We start from the raw sequence: 23,669 nt of genomic DNA, 5'->3' as shown, positions 1-23,669 counted from the left end.
TTGAGCGGCGCGAAGCCGGTGGGCTTGCCGTTCTCGAGCGTCAGATAGGTGCCACCCGAAGCCAGCACGAAAATCTGCGCACCGCGGTCCTTGTCGACGAAAATCTGACGCGCGCCCGTTTTCTCGGCCTGCGCCATCAGGAAATTGACGATGACCGTCTTGCCGCCCCCGGTCGGGCCAACGATCAGCGTGTGGCCAATGTCGCGCTTGTGAAAGCTGAAGAAGTAGGGGCTGCGTGCGCTCGTCTTCATCAGCGCGATCGCGTCCCCCCAATGGTTCCCCGTGGCGAGGCCAGCGGGATAGGTATGGAAGGGCGAGAACGCCGCGAAGTTCAGCGACGTGATCGGCGCCGGCCTCGCGCGCCATGCGAAATTTCCGACGAGCTGGCTCCAGTAAGCGGCTTCCAGCGCCGCCCCTTCCCGTGCCGCGACCATGCCGGTATCGGCCAGCGCTGCACGGGCGATCGACATGTTGTCGCGCAGGCCCTTGAGGCTGTCGGAATAGACCGCGAGCGTGAAGTGGTGATCGCCCAGGACAAAGCGGTTGGACATGAGATCGTCCGCCGCGTCGACAAGATCGAGCATCTGGCTGACGGCCCGATCATCGGCGTTCTCCATCTGCTTTTGCCGCAGCCGAAAACGCTCTGATGCCGCTGCACGGCCGAGGAATGTGAAGGATTGCGTCAGCACGAACGCGAAATCGACCGCCAGCAGAGATTGAAATTGCGTGGGGGTGGTGGACGCCGGGTATTCCCTAATGCCGAAGATGCCGCCAAAAGCGCTGCGATCGGCATCGCGCACCTCCACCGTCTCGCCGCCGAAGACGACGCGTTGACGATAGAGCGCGCTGCCGAGGTGCCCCCGGATGATCGGAACCCGGCGATGCCGTCCCGTCATCACCATTTCCGCGACTTCCATCGTCTCAGAAAACTTGAGGCCATTATGTCCGTAGATCGAGAGCCGGCGCGGCGAGCAGCGATCCATCAGCTTTTCGAAATCGCGCGCCTTGTCCTCCAGCGCCTCCAGTAGGTCGGCGTCGATCGCATCGGCTTCGGCTTCGGCTTCGGCCCTCGCCTTGTTCTTGAAGAGCTGCACCAGCTTGTCGGCACCGTGGACCGATGGGCGCAACGCCAGCGTTACGAAGAAGCGGTTGATGAACAACCGCTCCTTGTTCATCCGCGCGAAGTAAGCGGCATCGAGATCCCGCGCGAAGCGGGACCGGAAATTGCCGCCGGGATATTGCTCAACCCGAGCGCGGACGAGGTGCGTCCAGATCGACAAGCGATCGTCATGCAGGTTGCGCAGCATCCCATTGAGCTTCGCGTGCCAGTCATTCAGATCGCGCACGTCAGCCGTCTCGAACGCTCGGCCCTGGAGCTCGAACGTCAGCATGATCGCCCCGGAATCGAGCACCACCACCTCATCGGTGACGTGCCGCGCATAGGGCAGGAACTTGGTCGGCATCACTTCCTTGAGCGCGACCTTCATCGGCACCTGTTCCGACAGACGATTGGCCCTAGCCATTGCGGCCAAACCCCTTTCGCTTGATGCCTTTCAGGGGAAGCGGCGTGTAACTCGACCCGCCCCAGAAGACGCGGTTACGATTGGCCGCTTTGGTGCGGCCCCAGAGAAAGATGAGGCGGAAGGCGTTGACGTCGTGGCGCACCACGAGGCGCGAAATGCCGAACATCACCGCTGCGACGACAAGGCCGTAAACGGGGTTTGTCGTCCCGATCAGCGTAATGACCGAGGTCAGCAGGATCACCACGGCCGCCTCGATCGGGATGCCCGCAAACAACGCAGGGCGCGTCACCGCCAGGAACAGCGTGTTGCGCGCCATTACTTCCCGTTCTTCCTCCACGCTACGCACTCCACACGAAACGGGTGTGGACGAGGCGCTATTCGCACCCCGCCCACATACGGATCAGCCCTGAAGCTGATCGACGATCCACGGCGCCGAGAAGATGATCGCGATACCGATGATGACCGTGACGAGCGCGCCTGTGTTGACGCGACCTGTCAGCCACCCGAAGCCCGCCGCAATCAGCGCAAGGATCGCAACGATGCGCAGGAGCCCGTTGCTCAGCAGACCGAGGACCGCATTGCCGAAGCTCTCCAAATTGGTCTGTGCGAACGCTGGTTCGGCTGTGACGAGCGATGTCAGCGCCACCAGGCTTGCCATTGAGAGCGCCCGCGACGCTTTTCGCTGGCGCGGGGTCATCGCCTCAACCCGCTTGGTGACGTGGGTTCGAAGGGCAAGCGCCGGCCCACCGAAAGATGCGAGATTCATCGGTTTTCTCCTTCTTCGGCGAGCCGTGCTCGCTCATATTCCGCCCTCGCGAACACGTCCCACGATGGCGGCAGTGGTGCGGGCATTGCCTGTGGCGGCCCTGCTGGGGACGTGTTTTCCTCGACCAGCGCGGCGAGCTGCGCAGCCGCGCTCGACCCTCCGCTAGTATCGGTGGCGGGCATCGGTTCACCGATGCGAACGGCGGCGGGCTGGATGCCGTCCGAGACGCCGGCATTGCCGACTACCCGCCCGACATAGCCGTTCGAAAAGCCACGCGACTGCGATCCCGTATTGTACATCGATAAAGCGATGCGAAGCGCGCGCTGCGGGTGAAGTCCGGCGCGCACGCTGTGATAGTTGCCCGAGAGAACCGCTCCGGCAGCGGCGATGTTCGTGCAAGGATCGAACACATTGTCCCAGGTCAGACCCAGGGCTTTCATGTTGCGGGAGTTGATCTGGCCGAGGCCGAGATCAACCGAGTGACCCTTGCCGATATAGTGACGAGCGAGCGCCACCGCCTGCTCACGGCTTGTTGGGACGATCTTGCGACCGAGACCGTTGACGTTGAGCGCCCATTCGAAGCCTTGGCTTTCGGTCTGGACGATCGCCGCGATCGTTGCTGGAGCCACACTCGGCGCGCATTGCGCTGCCAGACCCATGATGACCGCGGCGGGGAGCGTCATTACCGCTCCAATGTCTTCGACCCAAGGGGACTGCCCGGCTGCGCCGTACTTTCCAAATGGGATTTGTGTGCCGCTCCCCGTCCCCCATAGGCGGCATGAAGAGCGAAGTTGAGCCGACCCGGTTGGCTACTGCGCAGGGGGTTCCTGCAGTTCGGCGTGCTGGTGACGCGAACAGGACCGGAGGCGAACGAAGCCGTCATGAGGCGGCAGCCGCGAGCGATGTAAACAAGCGATAAGCCATGTTTTCACTCCACTGGTGAACAAGGCTAAATCGCTATTGGAGCGGGGGCTAGTCCGAAAATGCCCCGGTTGCTCGCTTCATCCCTCTTTGAGAACGGTTCGCAGATTGGTCCGATTTGGCTCAGAATGTAGTTGCGTCCTGTAATCCCGCGAACGGGTGGACGTGAATCACGCCTTCATAGCCATACCCCAACACTATATGTCGGATGGCAGAAGAAGCCTTTTTATACAATCGGATACGTTTCTTATCATAGAGGCCGACGTGATAAAGTGCGGTGCCGCGCCAGCTCACGCGGACATTGATATGCCACTTGCCAGATTCGTGCTGACAGACATGAACGTCAGTCATCGTTCCGCCCGGAGGGCGTTGCGTCGTTAGCTCGCGTTCCAGTATGAGTTCTAATTCCATTGCCACCCTGCTAAAGCGATTTCATTGGTTTTCGCTGGCGCGCCTTGCCCCCGCGCTCTACCAACTATGCGTCCTGTAACGGAGGTGTCCATAGATGGCGCGACGTGAGACAGCTTCGATCGAGGAGCAGGCGGACCGCATCGTCCGTCAACTTGGCGGAAAGTGGCAAGGTGATTTCGCCATGTGCCGGTGCCCGGCGCACGCAGACGGGAAGGCCAGCCTGTCGATACGTGTTGGCGAGCGTGCCGTTCTCTTCCATTGTTTTGCCGGTTGCACGGCCGACGCGATCATGTCGGCGTTACGGACAGGCAAGATCCTCGCGCCCGCCAATCACGACCCAGGGCAGCGTCAGGATAGCAAGACGGACCTCAACAAGCTCGCGCTCGCGGTCTGGCGTCACGCCGAACCCTTCGCTGGCACACTGGCCGATCGCTACCTGCGCGAGGGGCGGTCGATCGTTCCTGATGGGATCAACGCTCGTTTCGACCCTCGCTGCCAATGCGGTGCTGGTGCCGCCAAGGCTTTTGCGCCTGCCCTTATTGTCCCTATCGAGGAGGACGCCGGCGTCGTCGCGATCCATCGCACCTTCCTGCGCCCTGATGGCCGCTGGAAAGCCGATATGGACGAACCCAAGCGAATGCTTGGTAATCCCGGCGTCGGCGCGGTGCGTTGGGGTGGCGTACCGCTCGACGGCATCTTGCAGCTCGCCGAAGGCGTCGAGGACGCCGCCAGCGTGATGAACATGCTGGAGCCAGGCCGCTTTGTATGGCCCGTTCTCGGGATCGAACGGTATCAGGCTGTCGCGATCCCGGAGAGCGTGCACACCGTCGTCATCTATAGCCAGCATGGGGCCGAGGCAGCGCGCGCGATCGAGCGCGCCACTCCGCATCTGGCGGCCAACGGCCGCCAGCTCGTCGTCAAGCCGCCGCCCCATACTGGCGACTGGAACGATCTGCTGCGCGAGATCCGTTCGCTATGAAGTTGTTTCCCGGAGCGACCCGGTTCCAACGATGGACGATGGGAGCGACGTTCCTGATCGTGGCAACCTATGCAATCTCGCAGAATAAGCAGTCGCTCGTCGAAGTCTCGAGAACAAGATTGTCGTCGCCAAATCCCAGGATCATCGATGGGGATACGATCGATTTCCCCAATGGACGGGTCCGCGTCGTCGGCATCGATGCGCCTGATGATGATCTGCCACAGCTAAAGGCCATCTCTAGCGAGGCGTTGCGTGGGCTGGCGCTCCGGGACGGCGGAATGGACTGCTCGGTATCGATGTTCGACTACGCGCTGCGCCGGGAGAAGCAGTGCCGAACCAATCCGAAAAGCTACGGGCGGTTGAATTTGGCGTGTCGCTTTCCCGCTAATAAGGCGAGCGTGGGGGCAACGATGGTCGCCCAAGGCTATGCCGTTGATTACCGCATTTTTTCCGGTGGAGCCTATGTCGAGCTGATGCAGAAGGCGGCAGCGCGGCGGGTGGGACTGTGGGGTGTGGACTATGAGGGAATGCGTCAGCTTGCTGTTCGCAGGGCGCAGGTGCCGCAGGAATGCCAGGTAGAAACGATCAAGCCGTAAGCGGGGCCTGCCTTCGGCCCGCGCTCTACTCTGCGCCGCTGTTACGGCGCTCCGCAGAACCCCGTAAGCGGGTTTCCGCCCATGCGGGTGACGATCAGCTAGGCTGCAACGAACCGCCCCTGCCGGTGGGCCTTTTGCGTTCGGAGATCCACCCCCATGCTTGAGCGCGGCTCTCCGCTTGCGGTCCTGATCGGCCGCTGGGGCATGGCGCTGACGCTCGTGATAGGCGCTGTCTTGCTCGGCCGCGTCATCCGAAGTTTCCCCTACTTGCTCCCAAACCGACTTCCCGGCCTTGTCCTCTATGAGTTGGGGCCGGCACTGATCCTGGCGGCCGCGATCGGGGCCGCTCTTGCCATCACAAGCGCCAACGCGCCGCGCCTTGGCATCCCTGCGCGGCTCGCGCTGTTCGCGCTCGCCGCGACGGTCGCCGGCATCGTCACGCTCGCCATCGAGTTTGGGGCAGCACTGGGAGGGAGATGGCTGTGACCGAGCGGTCCGAGGTGTGCCACGTGGCACACCTTGATAAGAGTTCGAGAAGCCGCTGGCGGCAGATAAACCAAAGGCCGCCCTTCCTAGGACGGCCCTGGCCCTTAGTACCCTCGCGGGAAGCGAACACTCCCAGGGGAGGCCGCGTGTGCGCACCATGTAGAAAGTCGCCAATTAAGATCCAATGCGAAAACGATCGCTCAGGCTGCAAACTGATGAGTGTCAGCCATTCGGGCAGGTGGCGTCAGACAATCAGAGAGGCAATTCCCTTGCGTTTCGTATTACAAGGCAATACCAGAACATACGGTGTACGCCGGAGAGGCATATGGCAGATGATATTGTGGTGACAGTGCGGGTGCCGAAGACGCTCCTGCAACGGGCAAGAAAGGTTGCTGATAGCCGTGATGAGACGATGAGTCAGGTCATCCGGCGTGGTTTGCGCGGCTATGTTGGTCGCGCGTCAAAATCTGTTGAAAATGAGGACGCAGCCTAATGTCAGAACCCAAGCGCAAGACGTCCCGGAAGTCACCGGAGCATAGCCCCGCTGGTCTCGATCTGTTGAACGTCGCAGGCGGTGGTGATTTCAAAACCGTGCTGGCGGATCCGCCCTGGCAGTTTCAGAACCGCACCGGGAAGGTGGCTCCTGAGCATCGTCGCCTCAACCGCTATGGCACGATGACCTTGGACGAGATTTGCGCCTTGCCTGTCGAAGAATGCGTCGCAGCAACCTCACATCTCTATCTGTGGGTTCCTAACGCGCTCTTGCCCGACGGGCTCCGAGTGATGCGTGAGTGGGGATTCGAGTACAAGTCGAACATTGTCTGGCGCAAAATTCGCAAGGATGGCGGGTCTGATGGTCGCGGAGTTGGCTTCTATTTTCGCAACGTCACCGAGCTGATCCTGTTCGGCGTGCGCGGCAAAAATGCGCGCACCCTCGATCCGGGCCGAACGCAGGTGAACTACTTAGAAAGCCGGAAACGCGAGCATAGCCGAAAGCCGGACGAGCAATACTCCCTTATCGAGGAATGCAGCCCTGGCCCCTTCTTGGAGATGTTCTCGCGCGGAACCCGCCCAAAATGGACTGTCTGGGGCAATCAGGCCGATGAGGAATATACGCCCTCATGGCCGACCTACGCCAATCATTCTAGGGCTGGGCTGGTGGCGGAAGCGGCGGAGTAGGTTCAGCCAAGATCTCCTGCTCCTCCTCACCTTCCGCGATGGCCCCGACGTCAAGATGCTCGTCAAAGGTAACGATCGAGCTGGGCAAGCCGATGAGGAGGAGTGGGCATGGGTTGCCCACCCCGCGATGCACGCGATCCTCAAGCTTTCGCCAATGGGTTGTGGCGGCGCCATACTTGTCTTTCACGAAGCTCAATGACCAAGCATCAGCGAAGGTGGCGCCCCCTGCCCGCATACGCCGGGCCACATCTGCTTTTTGCCGAGGCGTCGGCGTGAGACCTAGCGATCCAAGGTCATCGCCGGACTCCAACGTCCGCTCGGCAGCAAAGCGGCGCACGAGCTGGACCATGTCGTCCTGAAGGCTTGATCCTCGCGTGACGATCACGCCGACGCTGATCGCCCCCTCTGCGTGCAGCCGCTTGAAGTTCTCCAAATCGCGATCAAAGAACGGATCCTTATTGTTCCATTCGATCTCCAGCGCGATAACACGGCCGTCGGGAAAGGTGCGGACGTGATCGACCTCATGTGAGATCGACTCCCTCTGAACCCCGTTGATGCGCTTCTCGATGGTAAAGTTGACCTTATGCCAGCCCAGCTCGGCCAGGGCGCGGCGAAGGCGTTGCGTGCCCTTAGTCTCTCCGCCGCCTGAGCCGATAATCTCCTCGATCGGGATCGAAAGCGCACCCAAAGCCGCCTCAAGCTCGCCGATCGCGTCAGGAAAATCGACGCTCAGGATGGCCGTCGCGTGGCTGTGAAACTCGATTTGGAAGCCGCGGGCGGCCAGATCTTCAAACATGCGTGTCCAAGCGTCGATTCTGTTAAAGCCCAGGTGCCATAGATTGCCGGGCTTGCGCGAGGCCCTTATGCTGAGCACGTTATTTGATGAAGGTGGAACGGGCGATCAAGGTACGGCATGGCAGCTAGTGAGCAGGACTGGAAGCCAGGCAGCTTCACGAAAAACTTTAGCTGGGGTCCTCCGGCGAACGGGTTGTTGGAGCTTTATGAAAGCATCCGGATCGGTTTTGATGGCCAAATGCAAGATGTTCCACGTGACCTATTTAGGCAACGTGTTTCCCAATCTGGCCACTCTGAATATATTCCAGTCAACTTCTTCCTATTCAATAAAAGCAAAGACGGTGTCGACCACCTTGTTGCGGACGAGCTTGTCTTCCAGGCGCTGACGGCACCCCATAGCGATAACTTTGACAAACTCGCGCTATTTGCTTTGAACTTCAGCTACGTCGGCAAATGGACGGGGGCAGATGCTGCTCAACGCCGTCCCGCGCTCTGGGCAAATCGCTACATCGCCGAAAAGGTCGCTGCCGATTATGGCTGGAAGACTGGGAGGATCAGCGCGAAGGACATCGAGTCCTATGTCACTGGCAATCCGAGATACAGAGCAAAGTCGGCTAGAAAGCTCTCCACCAACCTGAATTATATATATGAAATTGGGCATCTGTCTGCCTTTGCCAGCAAAAGAGTAGAGCGCTGGTGGGTAGACGCCTTGTTCCTGGCCCTTGATCGTCTCATCGAAGATCGAGAGTTGGACGGGGAGCAAGTTTCCTCCTCCCGGTATGGCTCGCTCTTGGATAAGTCGAGCTTTGCGCAGGTTAGCGGTGCCCAAAGTCTCGAGAAGACCTTGGCAACCAAGCATCTCGTAGCGCTCTATGCCGCTTGCGGTAGCAGGGATCGCTTTTCGGACGAGCATGTCCGGGAGAGAACCGAGCTAAAAGTTCCCGACGTCCAGTGGTTCGCCGCAAATGACAATCGGCCCCAAGGTGCCGTTCACCCGTCTAATCCGCGCATTTTGAAAACTATCCCTAGGGCGTGTGCGATGCTCGCCAGATATGCGGGGTTCGACGTCATAGATGCTGACGAACTGGAAGCCTTCGATCTTCAAGGCTTCATTCGTGCCCATGCCCAACGAGCCCTAACCCGTCTCAAAGACGCGAACATCGTGCCAACAATGTCCGTTGAGGAACTGATGAGGTTCACGAGAGATAAATGACCACGTTCCTCGACACCAGCGTCATAATGTCAGCAATAAATCATGGTGAAGATCATCATGACTGGTCTGTGGCGACGATAGAAGAACGAAGAGCTGAAGGGCCGCTTGTTATCGCCGACATCGTGTACAGCGAGTTCTCGGCCAGCATGCAGTCGCGCGAGGAAACCGATGCCGCGATTGCCGCGTGGGCGTTTGAACGTCTCGGCAACAACGACGATGCGTTGTTCAAAGCCGGACAAGCCTACAAAGCATATCGTCAAAAAAAGCGCGCTCCGGGTGAACCGTTCAAAAACAATGTTCTGCCCGATTTCCTTATTGGTGCGTTGGCGGAGGTCGAGGGTATCCCGCTCCTAACGACCAATCAGGACGACTTCATAAAATACTTCCCGAATCTCCAGGTGATTCACCCATAAGCCGGTATGGAATGTCTCCGCTACCGTCGTCTCTCCCGTAAATCCAAGTGCTGCAAGAGTGCGCAAGTGTGCCACGTGGCACACCCTCATGACACGCCTGAAGCGTGGCACAGCTTGTTGGGCACGCTGCCCTCCCCCGGAGGCCAGACCGGTGCCGGGGAACACCAAGGGCGGCTGCCCTTTCGTTCCCGAACGACAATCAGGCCCCCCGTGTAATCCGCCAACCGCGGCACCCGACGCCCTGCGGAGCGTCGGCCGCGCTAGGCGGCTCGCCCGCGCCAGAGGCCAGATTCTCGTCCTCCCTCCCCATCCCGTTCCTCGCCGGAAAGGCAGAGCCGGTTGCTGTTGCGACCGGCTTTCAGCCTCAAAGGAAAGGAAGACATCATGGGACGGATCACCGACAATCGAGCCGACATCTATCAGGAAATCACCGATCAGATGATCGCGATGATCGAGGCAGGCACCCGGCCTTGGTCTAAATCGTGGAATGGCAGCACCGCACCGAATATCCCGCTCCGCTCGACCGGCGTTCCCTATCGGGGCATCAACGTCCTGACCCTTTGGGTTGCCGCCATGACCAAGGGCTATGCCTCTCCGCATTGGCTGACCTTCAAGCAAGCGCTTGCGCTTGGTGGATGCGTCCGCAAGGGCGAGAAGGGTTCGACCGTCGTCTATGCCAACAAGATTGAGGTTGACGCCGACAAGGGTGGAGAGAGCAGCAAGGACGGCAAGCGTCAGGTGGCGTTCCTTAAGCGCTATACCGTTTTCAATGCCGAGCAGATCGATGGCATCGAGGCGAAATATCCAACCCCCGCGCCGATCATCACCGCAACCAATCCCGATGAGCGAGATGCCGAGCTGGACGCGCTTTTCGCTCGCATCTCCGTCACCCTTAAACACTTCGGATCGCAGCCCTATTATCAGCCGAGCGGCGATCATGTGGTCATGCCCGAGTTTGCCGATTTCCACACCAGCGATGACTATTATTCGACCCTAGCGCACGAACTTTGCCACGCGACGGGACATGTTGACCGACTTGCCCGTCCCTCTCTCATTTCCACGAAGCGCGAGGACTACGCCCGAGAGGAATTGGTTGCCGAGCTAGGGGCGGCGTTCGTCAGCGCGACCATCGGCATCAAGCTTCACGACCGTGAAGACCACGCCGCCTATCTGGCGAGTTGGCTACAGGCCCTGCGCAACGACAAGCGGTGCATCTTCACCGCCGCCCGCCTAGCCCAGGACGCGTCCGACTGGCTCTTGAGCCGCATGGCCGTTGAGACGGCCCCTGAACTGGACGAGGCGGCATGAGCGCCCCCACGATCCCGGCCCCGACGAGGGCCGGGACGTGGCGGCGCGACTGGCCTATGATCCCAAAATCACGACCGTCGCCATCATTGACGGCGGTGAGCGCCACCTTTTCAATCAGCCGCTACTTTCGGGGTTGCCGACGTGCAAGCCAGGTCCGCATTTCGGCGATCTCGCGCCTTTGGGTTGCCACCACTGCGGCCGCGAGGCGGCGCACGGCGGGATCTCGGCCATACTTCAATTCGATTTCAGCCATCGCGATAGCGCCTTCATGATGGGGAATCATCGCGCGCATAAAATCGGCGTCGGCATCACCCGTGAAGGCTACATCCATATCGCCATGCATCTTGGCATTTGCGGCCCGGTAGGCCCGCGTAGCGGGCGGCTCGTTTAGCGAGCCTGACACGGCACCAGTTGACCCATGCTGGGTATGCTGTGCCTTCGCGGAAAGCGGGGTTAAGACGGCGGTCATTGCCAGCATCAGCGCGAACGGCCTGTTGCTTCCGATCATTACGATTCTTCTCCAGTGATAGTGATTTGGTTCATGGGGCGGGCGAAGGTGGCTCGCTTCAGCGTCCAGACTGCCGCCCCGCCGCCGCGTCGAGCTCGGCCACGGCTTGCGCCGCGGCCTCGCAGTCGCTGCCGGTCTCTTGGCCCCGCTCGCAGCGTGTGACGACCAGTCTCGCCTCTTCCGCGTGGAAGCGGAAATAGCCGGCGTCGCGTGGTTTAATCAGCCCGCATCCGGACAGAACGATTGTTGCGGCAACGGCGATGATCGCCTGCTGCTTGCTGTTCCCCATTATGTCGATCCTCTCCATATTCCGGCCCAACGCCACTTCCCTCCGTTGCGACGCCATGCGTGAAATCCGCTGCGGTGAAGCCTTCCAACCAATCTGATGAGGATGATCGAGCTGGCTGGTGAGATCAGGCTAAAGGCGCGTGCAAAGCGTGTGATGCGGACAAGCATCGAAGCTGCCATGAGCCAAAGGCCGGCAGGAAACGCGGGCAGCAGATCAGCCATCAATGGCCACCCCTTGATCGCCCGAAAGTCGCGACCCGCCAAAGATACCAGATGACGGCCAGCGCGAGCACGGCGTTGCTGACCGGTTCGATGACGCTCGCCACTTGGCTATAGCGTTCGCCCAGCTCATAGCCCGCCAGCACGAGGATAACGGTCCATATGGCCGAGCCGGTGAGCGTCGAGACCAAGAATGGACCAAGGGGCATCCCGCTGACCCCTGCGGGCACCGAAATCAGGGTCCGGACTCCCGGGACCATGCGCCCGAACAGAACCGCCCAACGACCGTAGCGGTCGAACCAGCGGTCGACATGATCGACCTCACCGGGCGTCAACGTCAGCCATCGGCCGTGGCGGGAAGCAAAGCGCTTCAATCGTTCGATGCCGATCCAGCGGCCGACATAGTACCACAGCACCGCCCCTGCAGCCGATCCGAGGGTGCCGGCGATTGCCACCACCCACAGCGAGCCGCGCCCCTGCGCAGCGGTGTAGCCGGCAAGTGGCAAAATCACTTCCGACGGGATTGGCGGAAAGACGTTTTCGGCCAGCATCAGCAGGAAGACGCCAAAGCCGCCGAGTGACGCGAGGATCGATGTTATGATGTCGAACACAAACCAGCCTCGTCAGAAGATCCAATAGGAGATCGCGCAAATTACGAGCAGGAGGGCGGCGACGGACCCAACGATCCGATTTTCCAGGCGCGGACATTCGACGTTCCTGATCCGCACGGCGACCTGCCAAGCGGGTCGAACCGGACACCGCCATGAACCTGCGGCAATCCGATCCAGCTCGGCATCCGACAATCCGAAGAACGATTTTGCTTCACCGCGCGATCGTCCCGCCAACCCCATCACCCGCAGCACCACGTCGCTCCATGCGACATCGATCGCGCTCGGCCGATCGACCATCGTGCCGCGCGCGTCACCGCCCGCCCACGAGGGGGACAGCAGGCCGATGATCTGGTGGGGATTGCGCTCCAGCAGCGTCGCCCAGCGCAGCAAGCGATGTTGGCGGTCTCGCGCCGCGATGGTCGTCGCCGGTGCCCAGCGCCGGGTAAGGGATCGCACAGGCCGCATCCATCGGCTCGCCCAAGGGCTCGTCATGGGCTCGCCGAGCTGCCGACGTCGCCATTGGTGGCACGCTTGAGCGGACGAGAGCAGCGCAGGGTGAGGAAGGTGGTGGCGCTCAGGATGAAGGCGATGTCGTATAGGCCGTAGCCTACGGCCGCGCCGAGTGCCCCAGTCGCCCACAGACTGGCCGCCGTCGCCGTACCTGACGCCTTGTCGCCCTTCTTCAGAATCGCGCCGCCCCCGATGAAGCCGACGCCCGTAATCAGACCTTCGAGCAACCTGGCTTGCGCTGGAGACGTGCGGCCGAGGATCGCGATGCCCACCAGCACGAAGCCGCAACTGGCGATGGCAACCAACGGGAATGTACGGATGCCTGCGCTGCGGGCGTCCTTCTCGCGATCCCAGCCAACAGGAAGGGCGAGCGCGTAGGCGACGGCGAGACTGATGATATGGGTGGCGATCTCCCACCACGAGCTTTGAAACATGCCGGCCTGCCTGTTCTACGCGATTGCTCCAGATCGGAGGTAAAGGGCTAAGGTCGGGACGAGAGTCCCACAGACGTTCAGGCCCAAGGCGGGGATCGCGAACATCGGCGATCCCTACCGGTGCAGACATGCGATGATGGCTGTCACGACGGCGGTGGTTTCCGCAACGTCGCGCACTCTCACCGTATCGAGGCCAATTTCAGCGGCGGGATAGTCATTCCCACCGGGGAAGATCGCGTCGCCGATGAACAGCATCCCGTCGAGCGGGACGCCGCTTTCAGCACTCAGGCGCTTCAGGCCATAGCCCTTGTCCACCCCTGCCCTGGTCACGTCGATCGATGTCGTGCCACCTAGATTGATCGAGAGGTCCGGCAGCGTCGCGCGCAACGTGGCCTGCAACGCGGTCCTCTTCTTTCGGTCGGGATCCCACGCTTCCTTTTCCTTTAGCGGCGCTGCCTGCCCCAGCCCCGAAAAGGTGATCTGGCTGCCCCGGTCCTCGATCCGTTCACCCCAGATGCGTTCATCAGCGATCCCGGCATCGACGAGCGCCCGATCGAAAGCCGTGCGGATCTTCGCCCTCTCCGCGTCGTCGAACAACTCGGCATAGACAGCGCGCCAAGCGCCATTGATGAACCGGTAGAGCTTTGTGCCCGTGGTCGGCATCAACCAAAGGCGGTCTAGGGCGGCATCCACAGGAAGGCGTGAAGCAACCTGCTTTTCGAATTGCGGCCAGTCACCGCCCGAGATCACCGCCACGTCGGTGACGGCGAGCAATCGAGCGAGGGTTGCGGCCATCTCCTGTGACAATGGCCGCTTGCTCTCCGCAAGCGTGCCGTCGAGGTCGAAGGCAATCAGCCACTTCATGCCGCCTTCCCCGCCGGATCGCGGTAGGCGAGCAGCCTGAGCGCGTTGATGACGACGAGCAGCGTGGAACCCTCATGGACCGCCACCGCTGGCCCGATGCCGAGGCCGAGGATGGTGGCAGGCACGAGGAAGGCGACAACGCCCAGGCTGACGAAGACGTTCTGTCGGATGATCCCGCGCGTGTGGCGGCTCAGGCCGACCGCGAACGGCAGGTGCGCCAGATCGTCGGCCATCAATGCGACGTCGGCTGTCTCCAGCGCCACGTCCGAGCCCGCCGCGCCCATTGCAATGCCGACCGTTGCACTGGCCATCGCCGGCGCGTCGTTCACGCCGTCGCCGACCATCGCGACCTTGTCTTCACCGGCGAGCTTCTTGATCGCGGCGACCTTGTCTTCCGGCATGAGATCGCCCCATGCCTCGTCGATCCCGACATCGTTGGCGATCGCTTCGGCGACTTTCTGGTGGTCGCCGGAGATCATTATCATCCGCGACACGCCCATCTCGTGCAGCCGGCGCAGCGCGGTCTTTGCCGCTTCGCGGGGCGTGTCCATCAGGCCGATCGCGCCCAGGTCGCGGTCCCCCTTGCGGACGACCATGGTCGTGCGACCGTTTTCACGCAGTTTCGCGATCGCGTCCTGCGCTCCCTGCCCCAGCGCCGGAATGCCCTCACTCCCGAACATCTCGGCCTTGCCGATCCAGACCGTCTCGCCATCCACGCTCGCGGTGACGCCGCGACCGGTCAGGCTCTTGAGATCACCGGCAGTGGGCACGGCACGATCGTTCAGTCGTTCGCGACCGTCCTTGACGATCGCTTGGGCTAGTGGATGATCGCTCAGCGCCTCGACAGCCACGGCCAGCGCCAGCAGCTCGCCTTCATCGGCGCCATCGACCGGCACGACATCAGTGATGCGCGGCCGACCTTCGGTCAGAGTGCCCGTCTTGTCGAAGGCGATCGCCTTCAGCGACCCTAGATTTTCGAGCGGCGCACCGCCCTTCACCAGCACGCCGCCGCGCGCTGCGCGGGCGACGCCCGATAGCACCGCGCTCGGCGTGGCGATCGCAAGCGCGCAGGGGCTTGCCGCCACCAGCACCGCCATCGCGCGGTAGAAGCTGTCGCGGAACGGCTCGTCGACGACGACCCAAGCGAACAGGAGAAGCACCGACAGGATCAGGACGGCGGGCACGAAGATCCGCTCGAACCGGTCGGTGAAGCGCTGCGTCGGCGACTTTTGCGTCTCCGCTTCGCTCACCATCTTGACGACCTTGGCAAGCGCGCTTTCATTGGAACGGCGCGTCACCTCGATCTCGATCGCACCGCCGCCGTTGATCGTACCGGCAAAGACCCGGCTTTCCGCGTCTACCGCGTCGGGCTTGGCGCGTGCCGCCGCAGCGTCCGCGACCGGCACCTTGTCGACCGGAATGCTTTCACCCGTCACCGGGGCCTGATTGATCGCGCTTGCGCCCTTGATGATGAAGCCGTCGGCAGGCAGGCGCTCATTCGGGCGCACGATGGCGATATCGCCGACGACCATCTGTTCGACCGGGATTTCGCTGGTCTCCCCGTTGCGGCGCACGGTCGCGGTTTCCGGGGCGAGCTTCGCCAGTGCCTCGATCGCCTTCTTGGCGCGACCCATCGCATAATGCTCGAGCGCGTGACCAAGGCTGAACAGGAACAGCAGCAGCGCACCTTCGGCCCATGCACCCAGCGCAGCGGCGCCGGCGGCAGCGACCAACATCAGCGTGTCGATTTCGAACTTCTTCAGCCGTAGATTGTCGATCGCCTCGCGCAGCGTGAAGAATCCGCCGAAAAAGTAGGCTGTGATATAGCAGGCGGTCGGCAGCCAGTCCGGCGCACCAGTGACCAGCCTCTCGATCGCATAGCCGATCCCCAGCAGCGCGCCGCAGGCGAGCGCGAAGATCAGCTCGGTGTTGGGGCCAAGAAACTCGGCATGGCTATGGTCGTGGCCATCGCCAAGACCGTGCTTCTCCTCGCCCGCGCCGTGGCCACCCGGCCCGTGGTCATGGCCGGCATGGTCGTCAGCCGCGACCCGCTTGCCCACACCGACCTTGAGCTTGCGAAGTGCGGCGCGGACCTCCTCTTCGGTGGTCTCCCGGCGATCATACTCGACCCGAACCGAGCCGCTGGTGCTGGCGTTTGCCTGGACGACGCCGGGTAAGGCACACAGTGCATCGCTGACAGTGCGCGCCCGGCGCTCGTGATTGATACCTGTCACCTGCCAGATCGCATGGCCGTAACGTTCGGTGATCTCGGCGCCTGCGGCGCGCACCATCTCGCGCACGCGCGGCAGCGGCAGCTTGGCAGCGTCGAAATGGATGCACAACGCCGCCGGCGTGTCGCCGTCGAGGCAGATCACATGCGCCCGCTCGACGCCTTCGCGCTTCGACAGGGTCGATACGAGACGATCCAGGCAGGCATCGGCCGCGTCAGGAAGGTCCGGCAGCAGCACTGGAATATCGAGTTCGAGCTTGTCGTTCATGACGACCTCCTTTCGCTTTTCTTGGTTTCGGCGCGTGCGTCGCGCAGGATTTCGACACCGCCCTTGATGGCGATGATGGCGGTAGCGAAGCCGACCAGCAGGTCCGGCCAGTTGGTGCCCAGCCACAACACCAGGACGCCGGCGATCAGGATGCCGCCGTTGGAAATGAAGTCGTTGAAGCTGAAGGTGGTGGCGGCCCGGAGATTGACGTCCGGATCCTTGAGACGCTGGAGCAGCCGCAGGCAGAGGTAGTTCACGACGCCGGCGATCGCCGACATGACCATCATGGTCGGCCCGATCGGGTCGCTGCCTTGAAGGTAGCGTCGGCCAACGTCGATCAGGATGCCGCCCGCGAAGATCAGCAACATGACGCCCGACGCCATCGCGGCGCGTGTCTTCCATGTCTGGCCCCGGGTGAGCGCTACGAGGCTCAGTGCATACACGGCGGTGTCCGACAGATTGTCGACGCCGTTGGCGATCAGCGCGCTCGAGTCCGCGAAGAAGCCCGAGATGAAGAAGCCCACCGCGATCGCCGCGTTCAGCAGCAGGACGATCCAGAGGGTGCGGCGCTCCTCTCCGCCCTTGTTGTCGTTGCTCGGGATCATCCCATGATCTCCTCAAGCGTCAGCAGGGCCAAGAACCCCACAAAGAACATCGAGCTGATGAGCGGGGTGTCGGGCTTCTCGTGCGCCTCGACCAGCAGCTCCTCCGTGACGAGATAGAGCAGCGCCATCAGCCCGAAGCTGAGGAAGCCGGCGACCATCACCGGCGACAGCGTGGCGACGGGTACAGCCGCCAGCGCGCCGATCGGCAGCAGCAGCGCCAACGCCGAGACGATCACGATGATGCGCAGGCGCGAGCGATAGGTTTCCGCCAACTCGTCGGTCAGCGTCAGTCCCAGGAACAATACTTCCAGCGTGAGCGCGATCGTCAGCAGGAAACCTGCCTTCTCGCCCGCCACGAAGGCGAGACCGAGCACCAGGCCATCGACCAGGATGTCGATGCCGATCGCCGCGAGCAGCGCCATCGGCCCTTTGAAGCGGGCCTCGAATGCCTTGAGCCCCAGCATCGTCGCGACGCCCGCCGCCCCGCCGATCAACGTCGCGCTGGGCGATGCCTCATGCTTGACCTGGGGAAGTATCTCGGTCGCGGCAGCCGCGAACACGACGCCTGCCGCGAGATGCTGGAGGCCCGCCACTAGGTTGGGTTTCAACTTGGTGCGGCTCGCGATGATCGCGCCGAGCACGACCGCCAGCACAGGCGCAAGCGTGTAGAGCAGTGCCTGCATATCCTATGATCCCTCCGGGGTTCGGTGACAGACGTGGATCTTTCCGCGCCGCATGAAGGCGATCGCCCCGCCCGCCACGATGGCCCGCGACTGGTCGCCACGAAACTCGTCGCCAGTTCGCTGCGCGCGCAGGATTTCGGTCCTGCCCTTCGGCAGCCAGGTGACGGCCATCTTCAAGCCGTCGTCGATGAAGTCGACATCGGCGCGGGTGCCGTCGTCGCAATACATGATGCGCTGCGCGATCAGCCTTGGCGTTACACGCTTGTCGTGAGCCGGTTCGACAGGTTCGCTCGGAGCCGGGTTGCACGCCCCTACAATCACGCCGGTGACGAGAACGACGCAAACGCGCGCGATCGTCAGCCCGGGCAGATGCAGCAAGGCGCGCATGCCCATCACCACAGTACGCCGTGATCGGGAGTCAGCGGCTCAGGGGCTGGCAGCCCCGCCGTCTGGAGAAGGTCGATCTCAATCGTGCGGCACATGGCCGTGAGTGGGACATCGTGGACGCTGTTAGCGAACGGATCGGTCAGATCTTCGCCGATGCTCAGCACCGCGAGGAAGACGAGTCCGATCAGCGTCGATCCGATCGGCGTGGCGAGGCCCAAGGATTCGACCAGCGCGATCGGGAGCAGGATGCAGAACACGCGCGTAAAGAGGTTCGGGAAGAACCGAAAGCCATTGGGCAGCGGCGTGTTCTTGATCCGCTCCATGCCGCCCTGCGCATTGGCGATGTCGATCAGGACGCGCTCGACAGTCGCTTGCTGGATGGCGTTGATCCGCCCTTCCGCGAGCGCGTCGGAGTAGATGCACGATATGTCCTCCAAGAGCGCGTTGGCAGGGTTTGTGCGAGCGAGCGCCCTGTCGGCGACGTCAGAGCCGGCGACCCGGGCAATCTCTTCATAGGGCGACTGTCGACGGAGCTGGCAGCGCATCGAGTGCGCAAAGGCGATCTGGTGCAGGATGATATCGTCCCGCATCTCACTGCCTTGGGGTTCGCCCCTGGTCAGGCTGCGCGTGATCCGGGCAAGGCTGCGCGACGCATTAATCAGCGCGCCCCAAAGGGTTCGCGCCTCCCACCAGCGCGCATAAGCAGCGTTGGTCCGGAACCCCATGAACAGCGCGATCGCGGTGCCGAACAGCGCCGTCGGCAAAGGCGGTTCCTTGATCGGGGTCATCATGTGGAATGCCGTCACGGCCACGTCCCACACGAACAGGATCGTGAGGGGCTTCCAAACCTCGATAATGATCTGTCTAAATCGTGGCCTCGTGCCGACAATCATACCAATACCGCCTTAGTTATCTTCGCGATCGTCATCCGATCGGCATGTTCATGATGTCTCGATATGCAGACAGCAGCTTGTTCCGGACTTGCAGCGTCGCCTCGAAAGTAATGGACGCACGGCTCTGGATGAGCGCGACGGTTGCAATGTCGGTGGTTTCGCCCCGTTCATATGCTTCGGTGACGACATCCTCCTGCTCCTGGGCCTCGTTGACCTTCGCCACCACGGCGTTGAGCGTGTCGGCAAAGGTTGAGGCTGGAGCGGTCGGCGTCACGCCGGGCGGTGCCGTCGGCTGCGCCTCGCGCAAGGCGCGGCTTCGCGCGATTACTTCGGCGCGAATGGCCATCACATTCGAGATCGACGTGTCAGACATCGTTTCTCTCCCGTTGCGGTGCGACGTGTCGGAAGACATGACGGTTCATCGGGTGCCCTCCCGTTCGCAGATCCGCGTGCGGCCTTCGCCTTCCACGATGGTGAGCTGCGACCCCTTGAAGGTCGCGGTGGCTGTCTCGCCGACATATTGGAGGCCCTGCGCTGGCGCGGTCAGCGTCATGGGCACGGCGCTGCTGGAGCGCCGCAAATCGATCTGCAGGCCGTTGTCCTTGTAGTCGACGAACAGCGGTTCCCCGTCGGAACAGCGATAGGGATGGCGCCCCATTTCCCCGGTCGCCACGGCGCTGTCGGACGAATGGATTTGCTGCTCCGTTGGCGGGGCTGGCGGCTTGCTTTCCGTGCAAGCCGCCAGCCCGACAACGAGGATGAGGGCGGGCAGTACCCGCTTCAACGGCATCATCGCGCCTTCCTCCTGTAGCGGGAGGGGACGCGCTGACGATTGATCCCACGGGCAGGCTGACCCACCCGCCAGCGCAGATAGGTTGCAAGGCGATCGTCAGCCTCGATCATCAGGGACCGCAGACGACGCAACATCATCGCCGCGAACGGCAGAGACAGCGCCCCGCGCAGCGTGCAGCTATGTGTTAGCCTGGTGCCACCATCGTCCCCTGCCAGCTCGTACCGCTCTTCGAGCGTGAACAGATAAGGGATGCCGCACGACCAAGCGAAGGCGCGCGGCTTGTCGAACTGATCGACCCGGGCCGGCGTCCGAATTGGCCGGGTGATGCCCTGGATCGCGAAGGTACATTCCGTCTCGCCAAGCTGGCACGGGTTGTCGAGGAATACGAGCGGACTCCAAGCCCGACGATGATCCGGATCGGTGATCGCCGACCAGATGCGCAGTGGCCAGCCGTGAAGCATCGAGCTGGTTATGGTGCGAGGCATATCCCCATCTCCCAGAGATGAGCGGGGCGATCGCGGATCGCCCCGCTCACCCATCAGGCCAAGTTGTTCACGAAGGTCTGACCGTGGTCGTCCCCTTCATGCTCCTCATTGTAGTGCTCGGGCTTCTCGATCACTTTCTGCCCGAACCGGGCGTAGAGCGTCGGCAGCACGAACAGCGTCAGCAGCGTCGCCGAGATCAGGCCGCCGATGACGACGGTCGCCAATGGCTTCTGCACCTCCGCGCCCGCCCCCTCGCCAAGCGCCATCGGCACGAAGCCGAGGCTTGCGACGAGCGCGGTCATGACGACGGGCCGCAGGCGCTGCATTGCGCCGACATGGGCCGCCTCTTCGCGCGATAGCCCCGACCGGATCAGATCCTGGATCGAGCTGACCATCACGAGGCCGTTGAGGACCGCGATGCCCGACAGGGCGATGAAGCCCACCGCCGCCGAGATCGAAAAGTCCATGCCTCGCAAGAAGAGCAGCAGGACGCCGCCCACCAGCGCGAATGGCACGCCGGTGAAGACGATCGCAGCATCGCGGACCGATCCCAACGCCCCGTAGAGGAGCAGCAGGATCAAGATGAAGCAAGCCGGAATGACCAGCTTCAGCCGCTCGCTCGCCGATTGCAGGTTTTCGAACTGGCCGCCCCATTCGAGATAGGTGCCGGCAGGCAGCCGGAGTTGGCTGCCGATCGCCGCCTGCGCATCCGCCACGACGGATCCGACGTCGCGGCCACGCACGTTGGCTTGCACCACCACGCGCCGCTTGCCGTTCTCGCGGCTGATCTGGTTCGGACCATCGACCACCTTGATCTCGGCGACGCTGGACAGCGGTACATAGCCGCCGCCTGCCACCGGCACCTGCACCTGTTGGAGCAGGCCGATGTCGGCACGCTGCGCCTCCGACAGGCGGATCACCACGGGGAAGCGACGGTCGCCCTCGAAGATCTGGCCCGATGTTCGCCCGCCGATCGTCGCAGTCACGGTGTCCTGCACATCCTGAGCCGTAACGCCCAACCGCGCCATCGCGTCGCGGTTGACGCGAATGTCGAGCATGGGAAGACCGGTCGTCTGCTCCACCTTCACGTCCGCTGCGCCTTGCGTTCTGCGCAGCACCGCCGCGATTTGCTCGGCCGTCCGGTTCATCTGGTTGAAGTCGTCCCCGAACACCTTCACCGCGATGTCGCCGCGCACGCCGGCGATCAGCTCGTTGAAGCGCATCTGGATGGGCTGGGTGATCTCGTAGGCATTTCCCGGAATCTTCGCGAGATTACCCTCGATCCGGCTGACCAGCTCCTCCTTGGGAAGCTCAGGATCCGGCCAATCCTTGCGCGGCTTCAGGATGACGAACATGTCGGTCGCGTTCGGCGGCATCGGGTCGGCCGCCAGCTCGGCGGTGCCCGTCTTGGAATAGACGAATTGCACCTCCGGCTGCTTCGACATCATCCGCTCGATCGGCACCTGCATCGCCTGGCTCTGCTGGACCGACGTTGCCGGAATGCGGAGCGACTGGATCAGCAAATCGCCTTCGTCGAGCTGCGGCAGGAACACCGAGCCGAGCGTAGTGAAAGCAAGCGCCGCCACCACAAGGCTTCCCACACCCGCACCGATCGTCAGCGTCGGGCGCTTCATGGCCCGGTCGAGACCGGGTTCGTAGCGCTTCTTCAGCCACGTGATGATGCGGCCGTCCTTCTCCTCGACCTTCTTCGACAGCCAGATCGCAATCATCGCCGGCACGAAGGTGAGAGAGAGGATGAAGGCGAAGGCGAGCGCGATGATGACGGTCAGCGCCATCGGTCCGAACGTTTTACCCTCCACGCCGGTCAGCGTGAGCAGCGGTACGTAGACGAGGATGATGATTGCCTGCCCGTAAACCGAGGGGCGGATCATCTCGCGAGCGGCGGCTGCCACGGTCGCAAGCCGTTCCTTGACGGTCAGCAAGCGACCTTCATGATGCTGTTGTTCGGCAAGCCGCCTCAGCGCGTTTTCAACGATGATGACGGCGCCGTCGACGATCAGACCGAAGTCCAAAGCCCCAAGGCTCATCAGATTGGCCGAGACCCCAGCGCGCAGCATCCCGAAGCCTGTCAGCATCATGGTGATCGGGATGACCAACGCCGCGATCAGGGCCGCACGGAAGTTGCCGAGCAGCAGGAAGAGCACGACGATGACCAGCACCGCGCCTTCGGACAGGTTTTTCGCGACCGTCTTGATCGTCGAATTGACCAGCTCGGTGCGGTTCAGCACCGGCTGAATTACGACGTCAGGAGGCAGCGAAGCGTTGATCGTCTTCAGTTTCTCAGCGACCGCGGTCGACACGATGCGGCTGTTCTCGCCGATCCGCATGATCGCCGTGCCGACGACGACTTCGGTACCGTTCTCCGATGCCGAACCCATGCGGATCGCCTGACCCGTCTTCACAGTCGCGACTTGTTCGACCGTGATCGGCACGCCGTTACGTGTCGCGATCACGGTCCTGGCCAACTCGCTGGCATTGCGAACGAGCGCATCCGAGCGAACAGCCAGACCTTCGCCATTGCGATTGACGAAGCCACCGCCGACGCTGGTGTTGTTGCGCTCCAGCGCGTTGCCCAGGTCGGTCAAGGTGATGCCGAGTGAAGCCAGCTTCTGCACATCGGGCACGACGAGGAACTGCTTGGCGTAACCGCCAATCGAGTCGACGCCGGCGAGGCCCGGAGTGTTCTTGAGAAGCGGCGTGACGATCCAGTCCTGCGCGGTGCGCAGGTAGGTCGCCTTGTCCTCTTCGGTCGTCAGTCGCTCGCCCTCTGGCGTGATGTAGCTGCCATCGGGCTGTTGGCCCGGTTCACCGGGCTTGTGCTTGTCGTCCTCGCGATGATCGAGACGAACGGTGTACATGTACACCTCGCCCAGGCCTGTCGCGATCGGACCCATTTCAGGGTTCACGCCGTCGGGCAGATTCTCTTGCACGCCCCGCAGACGCTCGCCCACCTGCTGGCGGGCGAAATAGATGTCCGTCGCGTCCGAAAAGACCGCCGTGATCTGCGCGAAGCCGTTGCGGCTCAACGAGCGCGTATATTCTAGGCCGGGGGTGCCGGCGAGCGCGGTTTCGATTGGAAACGACACCTGCTTCTCGACCAGCTCGGGCGAGAGGGCAGGCGCGCGGACGTTGATCTGGACCTGATTGTTGGTGATGTCCGGCACCGCGTCGATCGGTAGCCGGTAGAGGGAAAAGGCGCCGATGGCGGCGACGATGACGGTGAGGAGCAGGACTAGCCAGCGCTTCTCGACCGCCCAGGTTACGATACGGGCGATCATGG

General features: G+C 62.5%; 28 protein-coding genes and 1 pseudogene. 8 read left to right on the top strand and 21 right to left on the bottom strand.

The window, feature by feature from the left end; genetic code table 11:
• From V7E00_RS19705 to V7E00_RS19685, 5 genes and pseudogenes are all read right to left on the bottom strand, one after another.
• Positions 1–1,523 (bottom strand): annotated as a pseudogene (locus V7E00_RS19705) (transporter); the annotation flags it as partial.
• The gene (locus tag V7E00_RS19700; protein ID WP_017503481.1) at positions 1,516–1,839 is read right to left on the bottom strand and encodes a type IV secretion system protein VirB3; all 324 of its coding nucleotides are present in this window, start codon (positions 1,837–1,839) and stop codon (positions 1,516–1,518) included. The gene V7E00_RS19700 and the pseudogene V7E00_RS19705, both read right to left, overlap by 8 nt.
• Positions 1,840–1,923: 84 nt before the next feature.
• Entirely contained in the window at positions 1,924–2,289 is a 366-nt protein-coding gene (locus V7E00_RS19695) for a TrbC/VirB2 family protein (RefSeq protein WP_125977902.1), read from the bottom strand.
• On the bottom strand, positions 2,286–2,972 hold the full coding sequence (locus V7E00_RS19690) for a lytic transglycosylase domain-containing protein (protein ID WP_333574304.1): 687 nt from the start codon (positions 2,970–2,972) through the stop codon (positions 2,286–2,288). Before V7E00_RS19690 ends, V7E00_RS19695 begins: the two co-directional genes overlap by 4 nt.
• Positions 2,973–3,333: 361 nt before the next feature.
• Positions 3,334–3,621, bottom strand: a complete 288-nt coding sequence (locus tag V7E00_RS19685) for a hypothetical protein (protein ID WP_125977908.1) — start codon at positions 3,619–3,621, stop codon at positions 3,334–3,336.
• A gap of 94 nt (positions 3,622–3,715) precedes the next feature.
• On the opposite strand from V7E00_RS19685, the gene V7E00_RS19680 reads away from it, so the two are divergent.
• The 5 genes from V7E00_RS19680 (at position 3,716) to V7E00_RS19660 (ending at position 6,861) form a co-directional block, all read left to right on the top strand.
• Positions 3,716–4,600, top strand: a complete 885-nt coding sequence (locus tag V7E00_RS19680; RefSeq protein WP_333574303.1) for a DUF7146 domain-containing protein — start codon at positions 3,716–3,718, stop codon at positions 4,598–4,600.
• Complete coding sequence (locus V7E00_RS19675; RefSeq protein ID WP_333574302.1) at positions 4,597–5,196, top strand: thermonuclease family protein; 600 nt, start codon at positions 4,597–4,599, stop codon at positions 5,194–5,196. The genes V7E00_RS19680 and V7E00_RS19675 overlap by 4 nt, the downstream gene beginning before the upstream one ends.
• A gap of 156 nt (positions 5,197–5,352) precedes the next feature.
• Entirely contained in the window at positions 5,353–5,682 is a 330-nt protein-coding gene (locus V7E00_RS19670) for a hypothetical protein (protein WP_333574301.1), read from the top strand.
• 325 nt (positions 5,683–6,007) lie between these two features.
• The gene (locus V7E00_RS19665; RefSeq protein ID WP_333574300.1) at positions 6,008–6,175 is read left to right on the top strand and encodes a hypothetical protein; all 168 of its coding nucleotides are present in this window, start codon (positions 6,008–6,010) and stop codon (positions 6,173–6,175) included.
• Entirely contained in the window at positions 6,175–6,861 is a 687-nt protein-coding gene (locus V7E00_RS19660) for an MT-A70 family methyltransferase (protein WP_333574299.1), read from the top strand. Before V7E00_RS19665 ends, V7E00_RS19660 begins: the two co-directional genes overlap by 1 nt.
• Here the strand turns inward: V7E00_RS19660 and V7E00_RS19655 are convergent.
• Positions 6,827–7,657 (bottom strand): BglII/BstYI family type II restriction endonuclease, encoded by an 831-nt coding sequence (locus V7E00_RS19655; protein ID WP_333574298.1) that lies wholly within the window; start codon positions 7,655–7,657, stop codon positions 6,827–6,829. The two genes, V7E00_RS19660 and V7E00_RS19655, sit on opposite strands and share 35 nt — an antisense overlap.
• A 117-nt stretch (positions 7,658–7,774) precedes the next feature.
• Between V7E00_RS19655 and V7E00_RS19650 the strand changes: the two genes are divergently transcribed.
• From V7E00_RS19650 to V7E00_RS19640, 3 genes are all read left to right on the top strand, one after another.
• Positions 7,775–8,869: a hypothetical protein gene (locus tag V7E00_RS19650; RefSeq protein WP_333574297.1), complete on the top strand. Its 1,095-nt coding sequence runs from the start codon at positions 7,775–7,777 to the stop codon at positions 8,867–8,869.
• Positions 8,866–9,282 (top strand): type II toxin-antitoxin system VapC family toxin, encoded by a 417-nt coding sequence (locus tag V7E00_RS19645; protein ID WP_333574296.1) that lies wholly within the window; start codon positions 8,866–8,868, stop codon positions 9,280–9,282. Before V7E00_RS19650 ends, V7E00_RS19645 begins: the two co-directional genes overlap by 4 nt.
• A gap of 384 nt (positions 9,283–9,666) precedes the next feature.
• Positions 9,667–10,590 (top strand): ArdC family protein, encoded by a 924-nt coding sequence (locus tag V7E00_RS19640; protein WP_333574295.1) that lies wholly within the window; start codon positions 9,667–9,669, stop codon positions 10,588–10,590.
• Between the two features lie 121 nt (positions 10,591–10,711).
• Here the strand turns inward: V7E00_RS19640 and copM are convergent, their stop codons facing one another.
• The 15 genes from copM to V7E00_RS19565 form a co-directional block, all read right to left on the bottom strand.
• Positions 10,712–10,921 (bottom strand): CopM family metallochaperone, encoded by a 210-nt coding sequence (copM, locus tag V7E00_RS20135; protein WP_019368204.1) that lies wholly within the window; start codon positions 10,919–10,921, stop codon positions 10,712–10,714.
• Between the two features lie 235 nt (positions 10,922–11,156).
• Positions 11,157–11,387, bottom strand: a complete 231-nt coding sequence (locus tag V7E00_RS19630; protein ID WP_231471584.1) for a hypothetical protein — start codon at positions 11,385–11,387, stop codon at positions 11,157–11,159.
• A 220-nt stretch (positions 11,388–11,607) separates the two neighbouring features.
• Entirely contained in the window at positions 11,608–12,216 is a 609-nt protein-coding gene (locus V7E00_RS19625) for a DedA family protein (RefSeq protein WP_019368201.1), read from the bottom strand.
• A gap of 12 nt (positions 12,217–12,228) precedes the next feature.
• A complete protein-coding gene (locus tag V7E00_RS19620; RefSeq protein ID WP_053556598.1) occupies positions 12,229–12,606 on the bottom strand; it encodes a hypothetical protein in 378 nt (125 codons plus the stop codon).
• Between the two features lie 98 nt (positions 12,607–12,704).
• Positions 12,705–13,160, bottom strand: coding sequence for an MgtC/SapB family protein (locus V7E00_RS19615; RefSeq protein WP_053556572.1), 456 nt, complete (start codon positions 13,158–13,160; stop codon positions 12,705–12,707).
• A 114-nt stretch (positions 13,161–13,274) separates the two neighbouring features.
• Entirely contained in the window at positions 13,275–14,024 is a 750-nt protein-coding gene (locus V7E00_RS19610) for an HAD-IIB family hydrolase (RefSeq protein WP_333574294.1), read from the bottom strand.
• Positions 14,021–16,522: a heavy metal translocating P-type ATPase gene (locus tag V7E00_RS19605; protein WP_333574293.1), complete on the bottom strand. Its 2,502-nt coding sequence runs from the start codon at positions 16,520–16,522 to the stop codon at positions 14,021–14,023. The genes V7E00_RS19610 and V7E00_RS19605 overlap by 4 nt, the downstream gene beginning before the upstream one ends.
• On the bottom strand, positions 16,519–17,127 hold the full coding sequence (locus V7E00_RS19600; RefSeq protein WP_069319152.1) for a cation diffusion facilitator family transporter: 609 nt from the start codon (positions 17,125–17,127) through the stop codon (positions 16,519–16,521). Before V7E00_RS19600 ends, V7E00_RS19605 begins: the two co-directional genes overlap by 4 nt.
• Entirely contained in the window at positions 17,124–17,810 is a 687-nt protein-coding gene (locus V7E00_RS19595; RefSeq protein WP_069319151.1) for a ZIP family metal transporter, read from the bottom strand. The genes V7E00_RS19600 and V7E00_RS19595 overlap by 4 nt, the downstream gene beginning before the upstream one ends.
• A gap of 3 nt (positions 17,811–17,813) precedes the next feature.
• Positions 17,814–18,197 carry a hypothetical protein gene (locus V7E00_RS19590; protein ID WP_333574292.1) on the bottom strand — a complete coding sequence of 128 codons (384 nt, stop codon included), beginning with the start codon at positions 18,195–18,197 and terminating at the stop codon, positions 17,814–17,816.
• Between the two features lie 5 nt (positions 18,198–18,202).
• Positions 18,203–19,090, bottom strand: a complete 888-nt coding sequence (locus V7E00_RS19585) for a bestrophin family protein (RefSeq protein ID WP_333574291.1) — start codon at positions 19,088–19,090, stop codon at positions 18,203–18,205.
• Positions 19,091–19,121: 31 nt separating this feature from the next.
• A complete protein-coding gene (fliE, locus tag V7E00_RS19580) occupies positions 19,122–19,463 on the bottom strand; it encodes a flagellar hook-basal body complex protein FliE (protein WP_333574290.1) in 342 nt (113 codons plus the stop codon).
• 45 nt (positions 19,464–19,508) lie between these two features.
• A complete protein-coding gene (locus V7E00_RS19575) occupies positions 19,509–19,883 on the bottom strand; it encodes a hypothetical protein (RefSeq protein ID WP_333574289.1) in 375 nt (124 codons plus the stop codon).
• Positions 19,880–20,368, bottom strand: a complete 489-nt coding sequence (locus V7E00_RS19570) for an SRPBCC family protein (RefSeq protein WP_019368191.1) — start codon at positions 20,366–20,368, stop codon at positions 19,880–19,882. Before V7E00_RS19570 ends, V7E00_RS19575 begins: the two co-directional genes overlap by 4 nt.
• A gap of 53 nt (positions 20,369–20,421) precedes the next feature.
• Positions 20,422–23,667 carry an efflux RND transporter permease subunit gene (locus V7E00_RS19565; protein ID WP_058805469.1) on the bottom strand — a complete coding sequence of 1,082 codons (3,246 nt, stop codon included), beginning with the start codon at positions 23,665–23,667 and terminating at the stop codon, positions 20,422–20,424.
• Between the last annotated feature and the right edge of the window lie 2 nt (positions 23,668–23,669).

Source organism: Sphingomonas sp., assembly GCF_036731925.1.
GTDB lineage: Bacteria > Pseudomonadota > Alphaproteobacteria > Sphingomonadales > Sphingomonadaceae > Sphingomonas.
The sequence above is the reverse complement of the archived record's forward strand: the minus strand, read 5'-3'. Positions and strand labels throughout refer to the sequence as shown.

What these genes read in the sequence shown, in the direction of transcription:
- V7E00_RS19700 (WP_017503481.1), bottom strand. Translation starts at nt 1,839, where the DNA reads ATGGCGCGCAACACGCTGTTCCTGGCGGTGACGCGCCCTGCGTTGTTT.
- V7E00_RS19695 (WP_125977902.1), bottom strand. Translation starts at nt 2,289, where the DNA reads ATGAATCTCGCATCTTTCGGTGGGCCGGCGCTTGCCCTTCGAACCCAC.
- V7E00_RS19690 (WP_333574304.1), bottom strand. Translation starts at nt 2,972, where the DNA reads ATGACGCTCCCCGCCGCGGTCATCATGGGTCTGGCAGCGCAATGCGCG.
- V7E00_RS19685 (WP_125977908.1), bottom strand. Translation starts at nt 3,621, where the DNA reads ATGGAATTAGAACTCATACTGGAACGCGAGCTAACGACGCAACGCCCT.
- V7E00_RS19680 (WP_333574303.1), top strand. Translation starts at nt 3,716, where the DNA reads ATGGCGCGACGTGAGACAGCTTCGATCGAGGAGCAGGCGGACCGCATC.
- V7E00_RS19675 (WP_333574302.1), top strand. Translation starts at nt 4,597, where the DNA reads ATGAAGTTGTTTCCCGGAGCGACCCGGTTCCAACGATGGACGATGGGA.
- V7E00_RS19670 (WP_333574301.1), top strand. Translation starts at nt 5,353, where the DNA reads ATGCTTGAGCGCGGCTCTCCGCTTGCGGTCCTGATCGGCCGCTGGGGC.
- V7E00_RS19665 (WP_333574300.1), top strand. Translation starts at nt 6,008, where the DNA reads ATGGCAGATGATATTGTGGTGACAGTGCGGGTGCCGAAGACGCTCCTG.
- V7E00_RS19660 (WP_333574299.1), top strand. Translation starts at nt 6,175, where the DNA reads ATGTCAGAACCCAAGCGCAAGACGTCCCGGAAGTCACCGGAGCATAGC.
- V7E00_RS19655 (WP_333574298.1), bottom strand. Translation starts at nt 7,657, where the DNA reads ATGTTTGAAGATCTGGCCGCCCGCGGCTTCCAAATCGAGTTTCACAGC.
- V7E00_RS19650 (WP_333574297.1), top strand. Translation starts at nt 7,775, where the DNA reads ATGGCAGCTAGTGAGCAGGACTGGAAGCCAGGCAGCTTCACGAAAAAC.
- V7E00_RS19645 (WP_333574296.1), top strand. Translation starts at nt 8,866, where the DNA reads ATGACCACGTTCCTCGACACCAGCGTCATAATGTCAGCAATAAATCAT.
- V7E00_RS19640 (WP_333574295.1), top strand. Translation starts at nt 9,667, where the DNA reads ATGGGACGGATCACCGACAATCGAGCCGACATCTATCAGGAAATCACC.
- copM (WP_019368204.1), bottom strand. Translation starts at nt 10,921, where the DNA reads ATGGATGTAGCCTTCACGGGTGATGCCGACGCCGATTTTATGCGCGCG.
- V7E00_RS19630 (WP_231471584.1), bottom strand. Translation starts at nt 11,387, where the DNA reads ATGGGGAACAGCAAGCAGCAGGCGATCATCGCCGTTGCCGCAACAATC.
- V7E00_RS19615 (WP_053556572.1), bottom strand. Translation starts at nt 13,160, where the DNA reads ATGTTTCAAAGCTCGTGGTGGGAGATCGCCACCCATATCATCAGTCTC.
- V7E00_RS19610 (WP_333574294.1), bottom strand. Translation starts at nt 14,024, where the DNA reads ATGAAGTGGCTGATTGCCTTCGACCTCGACGGCACGCTTGCGGAGAGC.
- V7E00_RS19605 (WP_333574293.1), bottom strand. Translation starts at nt 16,522, where the DNA reads ATGAACGACAAGCTCGAACTCGATATTCCAGTGCTGCTGCCGGACCTT.
- V7E00_RS19600 (WP_069319152.1), bottom strand. Translation starts at nt 17,127, where the DNA reads ATGATCCCGAGCAACGACAACAAGGGCGGAGAGGAGCGCCGCACCCTC.
- V7E00_RS19595 (WP_069319151.1), bottom strand. Translation starts at nt 17,810, where the DNA reads ATGCAGGCACTGCTCTACACGCTTGCGCCTGTGCTGGCGGTCGTGCTC.
- V7E00_RS19590 (WP_333574292.1), bottom strand. Translation starts at nt 18,197, where the DNA reads ATGCGCGCCTTGCTGCATCTGCCCGGGCTGACGATCGCGCGCGTTTGC.
- V7E00_RS19585 (WP_333574291.1), bottom strand. Translation starts at nt 19,090, where the DNA reads ATGATTGTCGGCACGAGGCCACGATTTAGACAGATCATTATCGAGGTT.
- fliE (WP_333574290.1), bottom strand. Translation starts at nt 19,463, where the DNA reads ATGTCTGACACGTCGATCTCGAATGTGATGGCCATTCGCGCCGAAGTA.
- V7E00_RS19575 (WP_333574289.1), bottom strand. Translation starts at nt 19,883, where the DNA reads ATGATGCCGTTGAAGCGGGTACTGCCCGCCCTCATCCTCGTTGTCGGG.
- V7E00_RS19570 (WP_019368191.1), bottom strand. Translation starts at nt 20,368, where the DNA reads ATGCCTCGCACCATAACCAGCTCGATGCTTCACGGCTGGCCACTGCGC.
- V7E00_RS19565 (WP_058805469.1), bottom strand. Translation starts at nt 23,667, where the DNA reads ATGATCGCCCGTATCGTAACCTGGGCGGTCGAGAAGCGCTGGCTAGTC.